General features: G+C 63.3%; 13 protein-coding genes and 1 riboswitch. Of the genes, 7 read left to right on the forward strand and 6 right to left on the reverse strand.

The features are described from left to right. A partial coding sequence (locus tag EDF58_RS10880; RefSeq protein ID WP_207912910.1) for an AraC family transcriptional regulator occupies positions 1 to 900 on the forward strand: 900 nt, incomplete at its 5' end. Between the two features lie 93 nt (positions 901 to 993). Here the strand turns inward: EDF58_RS10880 and EDF58_RS10885 are convergent. Continuing rightward, on the reverse strand, positions 994 to 1,914 hold the full coding sequence (locus EDF58_RS10885; protein ID WP_132265383.1) for a LysR substrate-binding domain-containing protein: 921 nt from the start codon (positions 1,912 to 1,914) through the stop codon (positions 994 to 996). An 85-nt stretch (positions 1,915 to 1,999) separates the two neighbouring features. On the opposite strand from EDF58_RS10885, the gene EDF58_RS10890 reads away from it, so the two are divergent. From EDF58_RS10890 to EDF58_RS10910, 5 genes are all read left to right on the forward strand, one after another. Beyond that, on the forward strand, positions 2,000 to 2,563 hold the full coding sequence (locus tag EDF58_RS10890) for a carboxymuconolactone decarboxylase family protein (RefSeq protein ID WP_243654185.1): 564 nt from the start codon (positions 2,000 to 2,002) through the stop codon (positions 2,561 to 2,563). Further along, positions 2,563 to 3,309 carry an SDR family oxidoreductase gene (locus EDF58_RS10895; RefSeq protein WP_207912911.1) on the forward strand — a complete coding sequence of 249 codons (747 nt, stop codon included), beginning with the start codon at positions 2,563 to 2,565 and terminating at the stop codon, positions 3,307 to 3,309. The genes EDF58_RS10890 and EDF58_RS10895 overlap by 1 nt, the downstream gene beginning before the upstream one ends. A gap of 3 nt (positions 3,310 to 3,312) precedes the next feature. After that, positions 3,313 to 4,014, forward strand: a complete 702-nt coding sequence (locus EDF58_RS10900; protein WP_132265385.1) for a cupin domain-containing protein — start codon at positions 3,313 to 3,315, stop codon at positions 4,012 to 4,014. Positions 4,015 to 4,026: 12 nt separating this feature from the next. Further along, a complete protein-coding gene (locus tag EDF58_RS10905) occupies positions 4,027 to 4,521 on the forward strand; it encodes a DUF2938 domain-containing protein (RefSeq protein WP_207912913.1) in 495 nt (164 codons plus the stop codon). Between the two features lie 198 nt (positions 4,522 to 4,719). Beyond that, positions 4,720 to 5,157 (forward strand): FAD-dependent oxidoreductase, encoded by a 438-nt coding sequence (locus EDF58_RS10910; protein ID WP_243654186.1) that lies wholly within the window; start codon positions 4,720 to 4,722, stop codon positions 5,155 to 5,157. A gap of 79 nt (positions 5,158 to 5,236) precedes the next feature. Here EDF58_RS10910 and EDF58_RS10915 read toward each other — a convergent pair whose 3' ends face one another. Next, on the reverse strand, positions 5,237 to 8,125 hold the full coding sequence (locus EDF58_RS10915; RefSeq protein ID WP_132265386.1) for a TonB-dependent receptor: 2,889 nt from the start codon (positions 8,123 to 8,125) through the stop codon (positions 5,237 to 5,239). A gap of 632 nt (positions 8,126 to 8,757) precedes the next feature. Here EDF58_RS10915 and EDF58_RS10920 point away from each other — a divergent pair. After that, positions 8,758 to 11,142, forward strand: coding sequence for a DUF5695 domain-containing protein (locus EDF58_RS10920; RefSeq protein ID WP_132265388.1), 2,385 nt, complete (start codon positions 8,758 to 8,760; stop codon positions 11,140 to 11,142). A gap of 157 nt (positions 11,143 to 11,299) precedes the next feature. Here EDF58_RS10920 and EDF58_RS10925 read toward each other — a convergent pair whose 3' ends face one another. The 4 genes from EDF58_RS10925 to EDF58_RS10940 form a co-directional block, all read right to left on the reverse strand. After that, positions 11,300 to 12,019 (reverse strand): SDR family oxidoreductase, encoded by a 720-nt coding sequence (locus tag EDF58_RS10925; protein ID WP_207912918.1) that lies wholly within the window; start codon positions 12,017 to 12,019, stop codon positions 11,300 to 11,302. Between the two features lie 80 nt (positions 12,020 to 12,099). Then, positions 12,100 to 12,534, reverse strand: coding sequence for a MarR family winged helix-turn-helix transcriptional regulator (locus EDF58_RS10930; RefSeq protein WP_207912920.1), 435 nt, complete (start codon positions 12,532 to 12,534; stop codon positions 12,100 to 12,102). A 405-nt stretch (positions 12,535 to 12,939) separates the two neighbouring features. After that, the gene (locus tag EDF58_RS10935) at positions 12,940 to 13,674 is read right to left on the reverse strand and encodes a DUF4198 domain-containing protein (RefSeq protein ID WP_132266139.1); all 735 of its coding nucleotides are present in this window, start codon (positions 13,672 to 13,674) and stop codon (positions 12,940 to 12,942) included. A gap of 50 nt (positions 13,675 to 13,724) precedes the next feature. Continuing rightward, positions 13,725 to 15,758 (reverse strand): TonB-dependent siderophore receptor, encoded by a 2,034-nt coding sequence (locus EDF58_RS10940; protein WP_132265393.1) that lies wholly within the window; start codon positions 15,756 to 15,758, stop codon positions 13,725 to 13,727. A 243-nt stretch (positions 15,759 to 16,001) separates the two neighbouring features. Continuing rightward, a riboswitch (cobalamin riboswitch) is annotated at positions 16,002 to 16,247 on the reverse strand. Positions 16,248 to 16,289: the final 42 nt, after the last annotated feature.

Consider the following 16,289-nt stretch of genomic DNA (forward strand, 5'->3'; position numbering starts at 1 on the left):
GATTCCCGGAACATGACTGATCTTGTCGAAATTGCGGCCGAGCTCGCGCCGCGGCATGGGTACAATTCGACTGGCCTTCCCGGCCTGCGCATCCTGCGTTCGGAAGCCATGCTCGAGGACGTGCCGGTGCTTTACCGGCCTGGAGCCGTTTTTGTCTTACAGGGATCAAAGCAGGGCTTTCTCGATGGCAATGTGTATCGCTACGATGCCGATCATTACCTCGCCATCTCGGTGCCCGTGCCATTCCGCATGGCCTCACAGGCGGATGCAGGCAGGCCCTTGCTCGCCATCTATCTCGATTTCGACCTTCCTCTCGCGGCCGAGATCGCCGCAGTGATGGCTAGGCCGGACGCGTCGCACGCCCGCGAGCAAGCACGCAGCCTGGTTTCGAGCCCAATGGAGCCCTCCATTCGCGATGTGCTGCGACGGTTGCTGGTGGCTCTGCACTCCCCGCAGGAGTGCGCTATCCTGGGTCCCGGGCTTATCCGTGAATTGCATTTTCGCGTGATGATGGGGCCGCAAGCTCGGCCGCTATTGGCCGCACTTCACCACGAAGGGACGGCGGACCGGGTCGTGAAGAGCCTGTCAGAGATCCGCGAACGCTATCACGAGAAACTTACGGTTCCCGCCCTGGCTAAGGCTGCGGGGATGAGCGTTGCTTCGTACCACTCCGGATTCAAGGCTCTCACCGGAAGTTCGCCCATGCAGTACATCAAGGCCATGCGCTTGCACGAGGCGCGCATGATGATCGCGCGGCGCGAAGCTCCCATAGCGACGGTCGCGATGCAGGTCGGCTACGCTAGCCCGGCGCAGTTCAGCCGTGATTTCAAACGTCATTTCCATCGCAATCCAAGCGATGAGGCCCTCTGGCTGCGTGAGCACATCGGCGAGGCCTCGTAGGTATGGGAAACTGCGACTAGATGACACCATTTGGCGACTAGCATGTAAACGACCGTTATCGCCCGAAACGGTCATGGCGAGATTTGCACGCTGCTATTCGCCGGTCTGAGCAACACCCTTCGATATGAGCCAGTCGTGAAAAGCGCCCACTTCCGATCGGCGCAACGCCTTCGGAGAAGCCGCGACATAATAGGCCCATTTCAACGGCCATCGCCGCTCCGGCAACAGCTGCACGAGACGGCCGCTCTCAAGCTCCTGCGCGACCAGGGCTTTGCGGACCAGAGCGACGCCTTGCGCAGCAACCGCCGCATGGATCACTGCCGCCGTCGAGTTGATCTTGAGCCCGCGATGGGACGGAGCCTGGTTGGCGCCAGCGCGGGCGAGCCATTCCGCCCACGTCGGGAAGCCGCCGCCGGGATGGGCGGTGCCGTCATAGATCAGCGTTTGCTCGGCAATCCATCCCGCTGTGGCCTGCTCGCCCTGCGGCAGCAGCCGATGATGACAGACCGGGATGATTTCCTCCCCCATCAGATATGTCGCCTTCACGCCCTTCCACGATCCCAAGCCGCAGCGGATGCCGATGTCCGCCTCGCCTTGGCCGAGATCGATTACCCGATCCGATACGTCCAGTCGGACGTCGATAGCGGGATACAGCACTGCGAATTCGTTGAGCCGGGGCAGCAACCAGTTGGCGACCAGCGCCTGCGAGGCGGTGACCACGACGACCGAGCGCGCCGCTCGCCCGCGCAACTTCCGGAGGCCCGCTTCAAGGCGGTCCAGGCCTTGCGCGATGTCCTCCAGCGCGTCCTGTGCCTCGTCCACTGGCGTCAGCCTTTCGGTGCCTGAGCGGGTGCGACGGAAAAGCGGATATCCCACCCAATCTTCCAACGAGCGAACCAGCTGCCCCACGGCGGCGGATGTCACGTCGAGTTCGCTGGCGGCGCCAACGAAACTGCCATGGCGGCCGGCGGCCTCGAGTGCCTGAAGGGATTTGAGACGGGTCAGATTGCGCATGACTGTCCGATAGCGCGCCCTGGTCTGTCGAGAAAGATTTTCTTTCTTTTCGATATCGCTCGATTTCCTCGCCGGACGTGCGCCGATGCCCGATGATCCGTACCGAACGAGCGAACTGAAAGACCCCATGATGAGCAATGTCCGCGTAAAGCCCTGGCGGGATGGCGATCCAGCCCCCGATGATCTTCTGGCCGAGATGCGGGCGCGTCGTCCAAATGGCGAACTGATCGGCATTGACCGTGTGCTGTTGAAGAGCTTCCCGCTGGCGACGGGCTGGAACGGCCTGCTCGGTCGTGTGCGTTCGCAATTCTCGCTTGAACTCGAATATCGCGAACTCATCATGCGCCGGGTGGCCGTGCTCAACCGCGCCGACTTCGAATGGCGCGTACACAAGCCTGCCTATCTCGACGCCGGCGGCACCGAAGCGAAATGCGAGGCCTTGCGCATCGACGGGATCCATGCGGTCTTTAACGAGGGGGAGGCGGCGCTGCTCACCCTGACCGATCAGTCGACCCGCAATGTGGAGGTTGGCCAGGAGGTCATCGAGAAGCTCAAGATTCTCTTCGGGGAGCAGCAGACGGTCGAAGCGGTTGCAACGGTGGCCGCCTATAACATGGTGTCCCGCTTCCTTGTCGCGCTGGCGATCTGATGATGCTCAAGGGAAAGACCGCGCTCATCACGGGCGGATCGAGCGGCATAGGATTGGCTACGGCCAAGCTGCTGAGCCGCCAGGGCGCCCGCGTCGCCATCATGGGTAGCTCGCGCGACAGGCTCGAACGCGCGCAGGAGGAGTTGGGCAACGATGTCGTCACGATCCAGGGCGATGTCGCATCGCTGGCGGATCTGGCCCGGATGCGCGGCGATCTCGAACGCGCCTTTGGTGAGCTCGATATCCTGTTCGCCAATGCGGGTATCGCCCTGGGCACCCCGATCGCGACCACGGACGAGGCGACTTACACGCGGATGATGGATGTGAACGTGAAAGGCGTCTTCTTCACCGTGCAGGCGGTTCTGCCGCTGATGCGCGAGGGCGGCTCGATCATCCTCAACACGTCCTGGCTCAATCAGGTCGGCTCGCCGGGGCGGGCGATATTGTCCGCCTCCAAAGCGGCCGTGCGCTCTTTTGCCCGCACCCTCTCGGCCGAACTGCTCGACCGAAAAATCCGGGTCAATGCAGTCAGCCCCGGCTCGATCGAGACGCCGATCCATCGCGGTAATGGTCAAAGCGAGGCGGACTTCCGCGCCTATGCCGAGCGCGTCGGCGCGCAAGTGCCGCTTGGACGGATGGGACGGCCCGAGGAGATTGCGAGCGCGGTCGCATTTTTCGCCAGCGATGCCTCCAGCTATATGCTCGGCGCGGAAATCGTGGTCGATGGCGGCCGGTCGGAGCTTTGAGCCATGATGATCCATGACGATCTTACGACCCGCACTATCGTTCATGCCGGGGACATGGACTGGGTGCCGAGCCCCATGCCCGGCGTCGATCGGCGTATGCTGTTCCGCATCGGCGGAGAGAAAGCGCGCGCCACCTCCATTGTGCGCTATGCGCCGGGGAGCAGCTTCTCGCGTCACGATCATCCTGGCGGCGAGGAGATCTTCGTGCTCGATGGCGTCTTTCAGGACGAGACCGGCGATTTCCCGGCGGGCAGCTATATCCGCAATCCCCCCGGGACGAGCCATGCTCCCGCCAGCGCTCCGGGCTGCACGATCTTCGTCAAGCTCTGGCAGTTCAGCGCCGCCGATAGCGAGCAGGTCGTTCGACGGCCTGGCGAGAGGGAAGCCGCCGCGCAGTCGCCCGGCGTCGAAGCCACCCGGCTGTTGTTCGAAAGCCCATCCGAGCATGTGATGATCGAGACATGGCACCCCGGCGCTGAGATCGCCATGGTCAATCCGGAAGGATTGGAGCTGTTGGTCCTCTCCGGCTCGATCGAGATCGAGGGCTCCAGACTAGGCGAATGGGGCTGGCTCCGCATACCGCAGGGCGAGCCCTTGCACGCGATTGCGGGTGCCGACGGCGCGGCGGCGTGGATCAAGTCAGCGCCGCTGCTTCATGCCGATGTCTGCCCATTCGAGGACGAGTCCTTCGATCCGGTGATCTAGGAAAGGGTGGCTGTGGCGGAACTGGTCAAATTCATGCTGGTGGGGGTCGGAGGCACGATTACCATCGATCTCTGGGCGCTGCTGCTTGCCCGGCTGTTCAAGGTGCCGCCGGTCAATTGGCGGATGGTAGGCCGATGGATCGGCAATATGCCCCGCGGCCGGTTCATCCACGCCGACATGGCCAAGGTCGGGCCCATCGCCGGCGAGGCAATGATCGGCTGGGGCGCCCACTATATCATCGGTATCGGCTACGGCCTGTTGTTGCTCATATTCTGGGGGTCCCCATGGATTGCCCGCCCGACATTGCTTCCGCCGATGATCGTCTCATGGGTTCTCCTCGCGGCGCCCTATTTCATCATGATGCCGGGCATGGGGTCTGGTATCGCGGGGTCGAAGACACCCCGGCCAAACGTGACCCGCATGAAAAGCGTGATCGGCCATTCGGTCTTTGGCTTTGGCATGTACGCGGCAGGCAGAGCGATCGCCGAAATCTGGCCAGCCACCTGATGTCGCCAAACAAAATTGAGGAATAGCTGTGAAGACGGACAAAGTTGCGATCATCGGTGGTGGATTGGCGGGACTGACGGTCGCCCGCCTGTTGCAGGCCGCAGACGTGGACTTCGTCTTGCTCGAGGCCCGGGAACGCTTGGGGGACGCATCCTGTCGGTCGGCGCGGATGGTCTGCCGAGCGAGGATGGGTTCGACTTGGGGCCGTCCTGGTACTGGCCGCATATGCAGCCAGCCATCGCCGAACTGGTGGAGGAGCTGGGCCTTGCCGCTTTCTGCCAGAATAGCGACGGCGATGTGATCTTCGAGCGCATGTCACGCGAAGCTGCCCAGCGCTATCGGGGCGTCGTGCAGGATCAGCAGAGCATGCGGCTGGTCGGGGGAACGTCATCCCTTGTCCGTGCGCTGGCCCGCGATCTGCCGGCCGAGCGGATCAGGCTCAAAGCCCGCGTGACGGCGATGGCTCTCTTGCCGAAGGGCGTCGAGCTGACCATCGGCGACGCGGAATCCCTGACTGTCGGCCATGTGATCGCCGCTCTGCCTCCCCGCCTCCTTGAAGCGACGACGCGCTTTATCCATGAAGGCGGCAGTAGGGAGCGGGAGCGCAAGCGCGAGGGTGGGGGCAAAGCGAAATAGGAGGGGCAGGATCATCGATCTGCTCCGGTTTTGAAGGCAGGCCCGGATCCGGCGAGACGGAGCCGGGCCTGCCCGATGGTCAGCGGTGGAAGCGCAGGCTGAGGAAGAACGTACGCCCGATCACGTCGTAGACGCCCGACTGGTAGCTCAGTTCGAAGTTGGCGCCGCCGGCTTCGGCACCCGGTATACGCGGGGGCTTGCGGTCGAAGGCATTGTTGAGACCGCCCGACAGCTCGATGTTATCGGTCAATGCCACGAAGGCCGAGAAGTCGTTATAGAACACGTTCGGTGTCCAGACTTTGCTGTACTTGTCCGGCGTGATCGTGGTGGCCGCCTTCATCGGCGAGAAGTGGCGCAGGCTCCAGGTAAAGCCCATACCCTCGCGCGAGTAGGTCGTGCGGACCACGCCCTTCCACTTGGGCGATCCGAAGATGCCCGCGTACTCGGTGATCGAGCCCGGATCGGTGGGGTCGAGCGTATAGCGGCGGTTGAGGAGACGGGTGTAGTTGGCGTCGATCGACAGCTTGCCCGCATCGTCGGCGAGGCCCAGCCGCGAGAGCGCCAGGCTGTAGCTCAGTCCGAAGTCGATCCCCCGGGTGAGGTACTGGGACAGGTTCAGCTTCTGCGTCATCACGGATTCGAGATTGCCGTTGGCGTCACGCTGGATGAGTGGGCAGAAGATGTTGTCCAGCGAGGGCTGGTCCACGCACTTGTCGATCAGCATCTGGGCGCCGAAGGCGTCGATCGCGTTACGCAGGTCGATGTTGTAGTAATCGACCGTGAGCGACAGCCCCGGCACGAAGCGCGGTTGCAGCACGGCGCCGAGCGTCAGGGTCTTCGCGGTCTCCGGCTTCAGGTCGAGATTACCGCTCGAAATGATGTCGCGGTAGAGCCAGTAGCTTACGGTATCGGCCGGGTTGATCGCCGCGCAGTTGGCTGCCGTGTACTGCGTGCGGGTCGCGCGGTTGGCGAGATTATAGGCATTGCACGGATCGGTGATCCAGAGGCCCGAAACGCTGTCCGCCGTGTAGAGTTCGCCGATGTTCGGCGCGCGTACCGCCTGGCCGTAAGTGGCGCGGAAGCGGATATCGGGTATCGGCGCCCATTCGCCGCCGAATTTCCACGTCGTGGTCGAGCCGGCGGTGCTGTAGTCCGACAGGCGCAAGGCACCGTCGAGCGACAGCGTGTCGAAGAACGGTGTGTCCTTCAGGATCGGAACATGGACTTCGCCGTAGATTTCCTTGACCGAATATTTGCCGACGAGAGTGCCCTGCATGGTGCCGATCGTCGGATCGTAGAGCGGACTGTCCGGATTGTACTCGGGGATGGCGCCGATATCGTTGCGCTCCCTGCGGTATTCGCCGCCGAGCACGACCTGTACCGCACCGCCCGGCAGGTTGAACAGGCCGCCCGAGACATAGCCTGAGAGCACCTGCTGCGTCAGTGACGATTTCGACCAGTGCGAGGTATAGGTGATGTAGTCGATCATCTCCGGGGTCAGCGTGCGCAGCGGGTTGATCGCCACGCATCCGTTGCCAGGATCGTCGAGCGTACTGCGGCAGACGGCTTCGCCATTGGCACCTGTCGTGCTGTCGATGCCCATGTACCAGCGATCGTAGGCGGTCGAGTTGACATCGCGCACCCGCTGGGTGGTCTTGCCGTAACTGTAGTAGGTCGAATAGTTCCAGGGCTGGGCGAAAAGCGTGAAATCGCCTTCCGCCCCGGCCACGGCCTGGAACAGCTTGCGATCGTATTCCGTGACCGGAGCCGGCAGTTCCATGAAGCGCCGCGCGAACTGGACGCCGCCGGCGGGCACCGCGCCGCCGTTGGCTGCGCGCATCTCGTCAGTGATATAGGGGCTGTCGGCGGGAACCACATCGGTGCCGAATGCGGTCATCTGAAGGAAGCCCGCCTTCGAGGTATTGTGCGCGAACGTGGCGTTGGCGAAGAGCTTCAGCGCGTCGCTCACCTCGAAGCTGGCCGAGGCGCGGGTGTTGAAGCGCTCGGACGGAACTGAGAGGTACCAGCCGTCGTAGCGGCCGTTGTATTCGCCGCCATCGGTCAGCAAAGTGCCCAGCGGGTCGGTGGAAGTGCCGAGGTTGACCGGCACGACGTTGACCAGGCCGCCGGGTCCGAGGATGGGATCGCGCAAGGTGCCGCTGTCGCGGTTGACCGAATAGAGCTTGCCGCCCAGCACCACTTGCGCGGCATCGGCCGTGTTGATGTTGCGGACGTGGTCCTGGATGAAATAGGGACTGGAGCTGCTGGTGCGGGCGTAGATCGGATAACCGTCGGCCGTCCAGGGGCGATCGGAGCCGCTCACGGTGCCGGGCGTATTCTCGTAGAAGCCGTAGACCGTCACATTGCCGCGATGGTCTGCAAAGTTCGTGCCCGCGAGCAGGTCGAACCCGTACGTGTCCATGTCGCCGCGCGTCGAGGCGTTGTAGCGGGTATTGGCCTCGATCCCCTGGAAGTCCTTCTTGAGGATGAAGTTGGCAACGCCCGCGACCGCATCGGCGCCGTAAAGCGCGGAGGCGCCGCCGGTAATCACTTCGACCCGCTGCACGAGGCTGGAAGGGATATTGCTCAGGTCCACCGCTGATGTGCCGGGAATGGCAGCCACCTGGCGGCGCCCGTCGACCAGCACCAGCGTGCGCTGCGTGCCCATGCCGCGCAAGTCGAGCGCATTGACGCCTGCGTTACCGGCGAGATTGCTCGTCTGGTTCGTTTGGGTGACTGCAAGGGCGGGGAGCTGGTTGACGACGTCGGCGATATTCTGCGTGCCGGTCGCCTTGATCTGGTCGGCGTCGACTACCGCCAGCGGCGAAGGACTGTCGGCAGCGGCGCGCCGGATGCGCGATCCCGTGACGACGATGTCCTGGGCAGGTCGCTCGGTCGCGGATTGATCGGCAGAAACCGGGGCCGTCTGCGCATAGGCATTTGCCGAAGGCGCAAGACAGCTGAGCATGAGTAGCGTCCGTAGCCCTGCTACGGAGATCCGATGATTTATCATTTGGTTATCGCTCCCTGATCCGCAACAATTTGTCACGAACGATTCGTATACGATATTTTTCATACAAATTTGTCAAGTTGCTTCACGCTCGGCCAGGGCGATCATCGCCGTTGCCTGGCTCATAATATACGATATACGTACCGTCACTTTGACGGAGGTGAGCCTTGGAAAGCGCTGACGATGATGCATTCAACCGATCGCCTGGCAGCCGCTCCATCCCTCGCCGCCAGCTTCGCTTCACGCCGTATGGCCCGCTTGACCGACGGGGGCTGATCCGCGCCGGACTGGCGGGCGTATTCATGCCCGCGCTTCAGGCGCCGCTGCAGGCCGCATCATCGTCGCCTCCGCTCGTGCCGCGAAAGGTGACTGCCTTATTTGCGTCCCCCGGAAAGCCCTTCAGGCTGGGCTTCGACGGAGGGCGCGTCACCAGTCTCTCTGCCGCCTCGAAGGCTATACCGGGAGATTTCATCCATGCGGGCGCCGCGATGGGAAATGCCGCCGGGAATTACCGCATCGCCGATGGCCCATGGCAACGCTTTGAAACGCGCACGCAAGAACCTGAGGATGTCAAACAGACGGCGAATGGGTTGGAGGCGCGATATCGCCTGGCTCCGGGCATTTTCGTCACATGCAGTTTCGCGCTTGAAGCCGATGGGCTGCGCCTCAACCTGACGCTTTCCAACGAAACGGCCCTGCCGATGGAATTCGGCGATCTTGCCCTTCCGCTGCCGATCAACATGATCCACGCGGCAAAGGACGATCCTGACGCCGTTCTCAAGCACAGCTTCATTTCCGGACGCAGTTCGCACATTTTCTGGCAGCGCAAAGACAGTCTTACGCCTTGGCTTGCCATGCTTCCGGAAGAGGGCGCTGCGCTTGAATACTGGGATGCGCCCAAGGGGTTGCCAGACCTCTATCGGGTCTTTTTCCACGCCGCCGCCGAAGTCGCCGCCGTGCAGGCGGCAGGCTCGCGCTGGCGCCTGCCTGCGACCAGCCTCACGCTCGCACCGGGGGAGACAGCCCGGAGAGGCGTTCGTTTCCTGCTCGTGGATGGCTACGCCGCGATGCGCCGGACCATCGCCGAGCACGGGCTGATCGACGTCGAAGTCGTGCCCGGCATGACCGTACCCATCGATCTGGACGTAACTCTTTCACTGGGTTCGAGTGTGTCGGTCGTCCGGCTGGAGCCCGAACATCCTGCGCAGACCGAATGGACGCCGCTTGGCGAACGGGCCGGACGGAAGCTCTTTCGCCTGCGCTTCGCCCGGCTCGGCGAAAACCACGTCACGCTGCATCAGGCGGACGGGGGGCGGACCACGCTGGAATTCTTCGTGACCGAACCGGTCGAGACGATGATCGCCAAGCGCGGGGCCTTCATTGCCGCGCACCGTCATCGCGATCCGGCGAAATGGTACGATGGTCTGCTGGCCGAATGGAACATGGAGAGCGAAACCCTGCTCGGGCCGGACAATTACGACCGGATCAAGGGCTGGCGCATCTACGAGGTGACCTGCGATGACCCGGGCCTCTCCAAGCCCGCCTTCCTTGCCGCCAAAAACGCGGAATACCCGGTGCAGGCCGAAATCGACGCCCTGGACGACTACGTCGAGCACTTCGTCTGGGGCGGCCTCCAGCGCACGACCGAGGAGCAATGGCCTTACGCGCTTTACGGCATTCCAGACTGGAAGCGGAACCGCGACAGTGTCGATCCGGGCGACAAGGGCCGCAAGCACTTCTGGCGGCCCTATGACTACCCCCACATCGCGCTCCTCTATTTCGCGCTCTATCGCATCGCGCGCGACCGGCACGGCTTCCACACGCGCCTTACCGCAACCGACTATCTCGAACGCGCCTTCGGCACTGCGCGGGCCATGTTCGTGATCCCCAAGGAGATCATCGGTTGGGAAGCGGATTCGACCGGTTTCTACAATGAACTGGTCATACCCGAGGTGATCGAGGCCTTGCGCCTAGAAGGCCGTATGGCGCAGGCAGATGAACTGGCCGGGTACTGGGAGCGCAAAGTCGCTCACTTCGTGAACGAAGTCGATGATCTCTTTGCCTCGGAATATGCATTCGATTCCACCGGCTTTGAATCCACGCAGGCGATTGCCCGCTATGCGCTCGACCGACCGGAGCGCTTCCCGCCCGAACAGGCGCGCGCTTTCGCGAAACGCCAGATGGATGCAAACCTGTTCTGCCGGGGATGGCTGCAGCCCTCGTACTACACTCTCGGCAGCGATTATCGCGGACAGGCGGGCGATGCCTATACGCTCAGCTACATGGCGCAAATGGGCGGCTGGGCCATCCTCGATCATGCCTTGAACGATACCCCCGATTATCGTCCGCTGCTGCGGCTCGGCCATGCCTCGGCGTTGAGCAGTTGGGCGCTGCTGAACAGCGGGACGCCGGAAAGCGGCTATGGCTACTGGTATCCCGGAAAGGCCAACGACGGCGGCGCGGGAGGCGGTTTTGAGCCTGCCGCCCTCGGCGAGACGTGGCTGGACCAGCCCCATCGGCATGGCTCGTGGTACTATTCCTGCGAAATCGACCTCGGCTTCTGCGGCGCTCTGCGCGCAGCCGCCACCTCGCTGGTCGATGACGATCTGTTCGGCCGCATCGCTCTTTCCGGTGTGCTTGAAGAGCGCGATGACCAACTTCTGATCCATCCTCGCGACGGTGTGCGACGGCGCTTCCATGCACGCCTCGGAGAGCTTGGCCTTGATATCCAGTTGCTGGATGACGGCCGGTTCGCATCTGACACGCCGATCCGGGTGAGCCCTCGGCTCGAACGATGCGCGTTCGAGATCGACCACTCCGCCGGTCCGGCCCGCACCCTGAGGATACACATCGCGGGCAGGAACGGGCGGCGCTGGAAGCTGGCAGAATCGGACCGGCCTCCGGTTGCGGGCGTGCACACCATCGTCGTGAAGGAAGGCACTCAGCGCACCAGCCTAAGGGCCCGAGCCGAATAAGCTGAGGTTCTCGCAGCTTCAACAGCCCGTCAACCCTTGCCATGGTAGCGACCCTTGCAAGACGGATCCGCTGATCCGGCGCGGCGGCTGGTTTATCCGCTGACGCCGGAACCGGTCACTGGGCATTGATCGCCCATGCCCTGGAGGCGGTCGATCATTACCATTGCTTTAAAAGCAGATCGCCGGAATCCGTGCACGCATAAAGGCCCGCTGTGGGACCATAAGCGTGCGTCGTTGCCAAGGCGACCGCGGGACGAGCGCCCTCGTCGGGCGAATGGCCGGGACCATTGCCCGTCATGTCCGTGGAGGTAAGGCCGGGATCGACCGCATTCACCTTGATCCCGTCACTCGCCAGTTCCTTGGCCAACTTGACGGTCAGCATGTTGAGCGCTGTCTTCGACGCGCAATATCCGGCAAAGCCCACCGGCCAGGTCTCACTGCGCATGTCCAGTGCCTCGCCAAGGGAACTCAATCCACTGCTCATCATCACAATCCGGGCAGAACCGGACTTGCGGAGCAGGGGCAGAAAGGCCTGCGTTACCCGCATGACGCCGAAAACATTTGTCTCGAACATCTGCGCCATCTCGTCGATCGATTCCTCGGCTACGGATGGCGGCGGGGCGAACATGAGGCCCGCGTTGTTCACCAGCGCATCCAGCCAGCCAGCCTCGCGCTCGACCGTCGCTGCTGCGCCGGCGACACTGATGGCATCGGTGACATCGAGTTGCACGGCATGGGCATCGATGCCTGCCTTCCGCAAGGTATCGGCGGCAGCTTCACCGCGCTTCAGGTCCCGGCATCCCAGCCAGACACTGTAACCGCGCGCGCCCAACTGGCGCGCAATGGCAAAGCCGATGCCCTTGTTGGCGCCCGTCACGAGGGCAATGCGGTTCGTGCTCGACATACTATCTCATCCTGACCATCAATCAGGCTAGGATAGTACGATATTCGTATTATTCAAGTTTCGTGTTGCGCGATCTTCAGGGTGAGGCGAACGAAATCGGCGCGCTCTGCCGGGTCGAGCGGCTCCAGCATGGCGTTACAGGCGTCCTGATAGCCCTCCATGTAGCCTGCCACGGTATCCTTGCCCCCTTGGGTCAGGTTCAGAGCCACCGATCTGCGGTTCGTCTCGGGCCGGTGCCGCTCGATCATGCCGCGACGCACGAGGCGGTCGATCGAGGACGACATCGTGGTGAGCGCAACCTGAAGATGCCTCGCGACATCACCCAGTTTGCAGTCCGGATTGTCGTCGATGAAGAGCAGCGCCTGCACATCAAGGGCATTGAGCGAATTGGCGATCGCCGCAGTCGCTTCAGCCACTTTGAAACGACGGGTGAACCGCTCAAAGGCGAGGGTGAGTTGTCTCAGTTGTTCGGCAGGAGGAGCGATCATGCACCCTTGAAGCATCTTTGGGGCCGGCGGGTAAACCCCGGTGCGTCAGGTCCATCACATTAAGCGGCAGCTTCCCGAAAGTGCCTGGGTCCTCTGACGCGGCTCGCCTCAAACGTCAATCAGGTCATGGCCATAAGGGTGAACTCGCGGATCGATGGTCACAATAGTATGCGCTGTCGCACCAGGCAATCGGGACCGCGGTGGCGCAGGGTGCGCTGGGTATGGGGCTGGATCTTCGGATAATGGTTTTGACGGAGGCGGGTTTTGCCCAGAGCGGCCGCGCTCGGTGACGATTGCGAGCGGTAGCTACGCTCCGTCGGCGAAGTCTACGCCAGCGCGCGTGTTTCGCTGTAATGCCTTGGCCGCGCCGCCGGACCAGTATGGCGCCGCGGCGCGACGTTCGGGTTACTCCGGCCTGTGTTCCAGCGTGAAGCTGAGCGTCGCGGTGTGCTCGACATTACGATACTTGGCGGGATTGTCGCTGGGGCCGTCGTAGACGGCATGGATGACGTTGAGCCCCTGATTGCGAACGGCAAAGGTGACGGTGCCGTCGGAGCCGGTGACGGTTTCCTTGGCGTCCGGATCGTTGACGAAGTCGTTGATAAGGCGCGCGCCCGCCACCGGCCGGCCTTTATACAGCACCTTGTACGTCAGCTTCTGGCCCAGCATCGCCGGGATCGGGCCGGCGGGGACGATCTGCAGGGTCTGGCCGGGAAGCGCAGGGACGGTGCCGGCGGACGGGCCCTGAATCCGGACGGCATACTTGATGTTCTTGGTGGAGATGTCGGCGCCGGGCATCTCGTCCAGGCCCTTCTTCTCGTACTCGCCGCCCTTCATCCGCGACCAAACGCCGTTCTGCAGGATCGCAGTCACGAACCTGGGCCTGGTTTCGGTTTCGACGAGCATCGCGAGCCCCGAGATCCGGTGCTGCGCCTTGATCGGCTTGACCTCGGCATCGTAGGCGGCAACCGTATCGATCAACGGCTCCCGCTTCACCATGTCGAGATCGTCGGCGCCTTCGCCGTAGATCAGCACGATCTGCTTCGAGCGTTCGGTAATGTAGATGCCGTGCGCCTGGGCGGGCAGTGCGGGCGCGAGCAGCAGAGCGGTGAGGATCGCGGCTTTCATGGCAGTCTTCATCATGCACATCCTTGCTTGAGTTCGGCGGACGAGACGGGTCTTGCCGGCCATCACAGGCCGACCGTGATGCTGGCGATCGCGCTGAGCGGAGCGCCGGGATACAGATTGCTGCCGAAGCCGCGCTCGGCGTATTTCTTGTCGAACAGGTTGTTGACGTTGACCTGCAGCTTCACGTTCTCGGCCAGCGGATAGTAGGCCAGCAGGTTCACCGTTGCGTAAGAGCGGATGTAAGGCGCGGTCGCCGCAGTGCCGGCGATGCGCCCACCGACGTAAGTGACGCCAGCACCCGCGCCGAGCCCCTTGAGGGCGCCTTCCTGCACTTCGTAGACGTTGAGCAGGCTGGCCGAATGGCGCGGCGTGTTGGGCAGGCGTTGGCCCAGCCGCAGGCGATTGTCCCTGGTCACTTCGGTATCGGCGAAGACATAGCCGCCCACGATCCGCCATGCCCTGGTCAGGTTGCCCGTGATCGAGAAGTCGATGCCCCGGCTGCGCACTTCGCCGGCGGCGATACTGTAATCCAGATTGTCCAGGTCAGTGGTCGCGACGTTCTGCTTGGTGGTGTGGAACAGCGCCGCCGTTGCGCTCAGCCTGCCGTCCAGCAGTTCCAGCTTCACACCGGCCTCGTAGCTGGTGCCGCGTTCCGGCGCGATGACGTTGCCGTTCACGTCCGCTGCGGTGTTCGGCTTGTTGGAGCGGGCATAGCTGCCGTAGACCGAAACTTGCGGAGCCAGCACGAAGACGGTCCCAAGGCGCGGCGTAAATACCGTCTGCTTGAACGCAGAAGTGACCCCGTTGCGCAAGTTCAGGTTGTCGCTCTCGTATCGCTCCAGTCGTCCGCCGACCAGCAGCTTCAGCCAGGGCAGCAATGACACCTGGTCCTGGGCGTAGCCCGCGAATGTGCGCGTCTGGGTGCGGATGCTGGTGAACGTGCCGTTCAGCGGCGGGATTGCGGAGCCATAGACAGGCGCGAAGATGTCCAGCGTGAAGGGCGACAGCGTCGGGCTCGAATTGCGGATGACCTCGGTATAGTGGAAGGCTTCGAACTCGGCGCCCAGCAGCACTTCGTGCTCGACGCTGCCGGTGGCGAACTGGCCGGTCAGGTTCACCTGTGCATCCAGATCGCGCCACCGCAAGGTACGCTCGCTATAAGTGCGCACCAGGGTGCGGCCATCTGCGCGCAGACTGGAGGCCTGGATGCCGGGGCCGCCCAACTCGCCATTGTAATACTGGGCTCCCGCCCGCAGCTTCCAGTCGGGCGCCAGCTTGTATTCCGCGACGAGGCTGCCAAGGCCATTGCGCACGCGCCACCGGCCTACGGACGGCTCGCCGAAGAACCGTGAAGCGGGAATGGCGATGTCGAGCTGGTTGCTGAAGGCGGGATTGCCGCGGTCCAGCGGGGTCTTCACCTGCACGAACTCGCTGCTGAGAGTGAACGTCAGGTCCGGCGAGGCATCCCAGGCGACGACCGGCGCAACCACGATGCGGTCGGACTGGACATGATCGCGGAAGCTGTCGCCACCTTCCACGGCCGCGCCGAGGCGGTAACGCACGGTCTTTGCGCTATCGATGGGACCGGTGGCATCGACCGTTCCGCGCCAACCGCCGAAGCTGTCGATCCGGCCGCTGACGGTCTGGGCCATCCTGTCGGCAGGTCCGCGCGAAACGATGTTGAACGTGCCGCCCGGATCTCCGCGACCATACAGCAGGGCAGCGGGGCCACGCAGCACCTCCACGCGCTCGACGGCGATGGAGTCCGGTGCCGGCGGATAGCCGCGGTTCATCGGAAAACCGTTGCGGAAGTATTCCGAGGTTGTGAAACCACGCAAGTTGTAGTCGGTGAGACCGGTGCCCCCGAAGTTGTTGCCGCGCGTGATGCCGCCGGCATAGGCTAGCACGTCCTCGACACGGTTCGCTTGCAGATCGTCGACCACCTGCCGCGTCAGCACGGTCACGGACTGCGGCACTTCGAGTAAGGGCGTGTCCGTGCGCGTCGCGCTGCTGGAGCGGGTTACGTTGTAAGCCCCGGTCTTGCCCGTGACGACGATCGTATTGTCGGCGGGCTCGGTCTCGGCAGCAGCCGCCATCGTGGGAACCGACGATAATGCGAGGCTTCCTGAAAGCAGCGCGGTCTTGGTATTTTGTCTCAATGCAATCCCCCGGGGCGTCGAGCAACACCGGGCAGGAGGCGTCCGCGCGAACGGTCGGCGCGCGCGGTGGCCGGACACCCCAAAAGGCGGCTGACGCACGACACCGATGCGGCCTCCGCCGCATTCTCGTCGCTCAGACGGAGAAAACTGACCGTGCCAAGACCATCCCCTGGGTCAGGCAAGAGCGACCGGTGCGACGGCAGGTCTCCTGGCTTGCGGGTCATAGCTTGATGCACGGCCTTCCCAGGCCTCGCAGGATTTAGCGTCCGGCCCAGTGGCTGGCGGCTCGGGCATTTCCCGTCCGCACATGTGCATCGCGCTCGCCGCTCACAGTTGCAGGGACAGCCTCGGATTCAAAGGCGCAGAGCCCTTTCACCGTGTTCCCTTTTAAGCCTTTTCCAAGGCACCGACGCGATCAGCCCGGGAGCTGAAGCGCCCAGGCCCGGTTGGCGATATCCGTGATGATCT

The sequence above is a fragment of the Novosphingobium sp. PhB57 genome, from assembly GCF_004342985.1.
Classification (GTDB): domain Bacteria; phylum Pseudomonadota; class Alphaproteobacteria; order Sphingomonadales; family Sphingomonadaceae; genus Novosphingobium.

Coding starts and splice junctions, on each gene's coding strand:
- EDF58_RS10885 (WP_132265383.1), bottom strand. CDS start 1,914: ATGCGCAATCTGACCCGTCTCAAATCCCTTCAGGCACTCGAGGCCGCC.
- EDF58_RS10890 (WP_243654185.1), top strand. CDS start 2,000: ATGCCCGATGATCCGTACCGAACGAGCGAACTGAAAGACCCCATGATG.
- EDF58_RS10895 (WP_207912911.1), top strand. CDS start 2,563: ATGATGCTCAAGGGAAAGACCGCGCTCATCACGGGCGGATCGAGCGGC.
- EDF58_RS10900 (WP_132265385.1), top strand. CDS start 3,313: ATGATGATCCATGACGATCTTACGACCCGCACTATCGTTCATGCCGGG.
- EDF58_RS10915 (WP_132265386.1), bottom strand. CDS start 8,125: ATGCTCAGCTGTCTTGCGCCTTCGGCAAATGCCTATGCGCAGACGGCC.
- EDF58_RS10930 (WP_207912920.1), bottom strand. CDS start 12,534: ATGATCGCTCCTCCTGCCGAACAACTGAGACAACTCACCCTCGCCTTT.
- EDF58_RS10935 (WP_132266139.1), bottom strand. CDS start 13,674: ATGAAGACTGCCATGAAAGCCGCGATCCTCACCGCTCTGCTGCTCGCG.
- EDF58_RS10940 (WP_132265393.1), bottom strand. CDS start 15,758: ATGGCGGCTGCTGCCGAGACCGAGCCCGCCGACAATACGATCGTCGTC.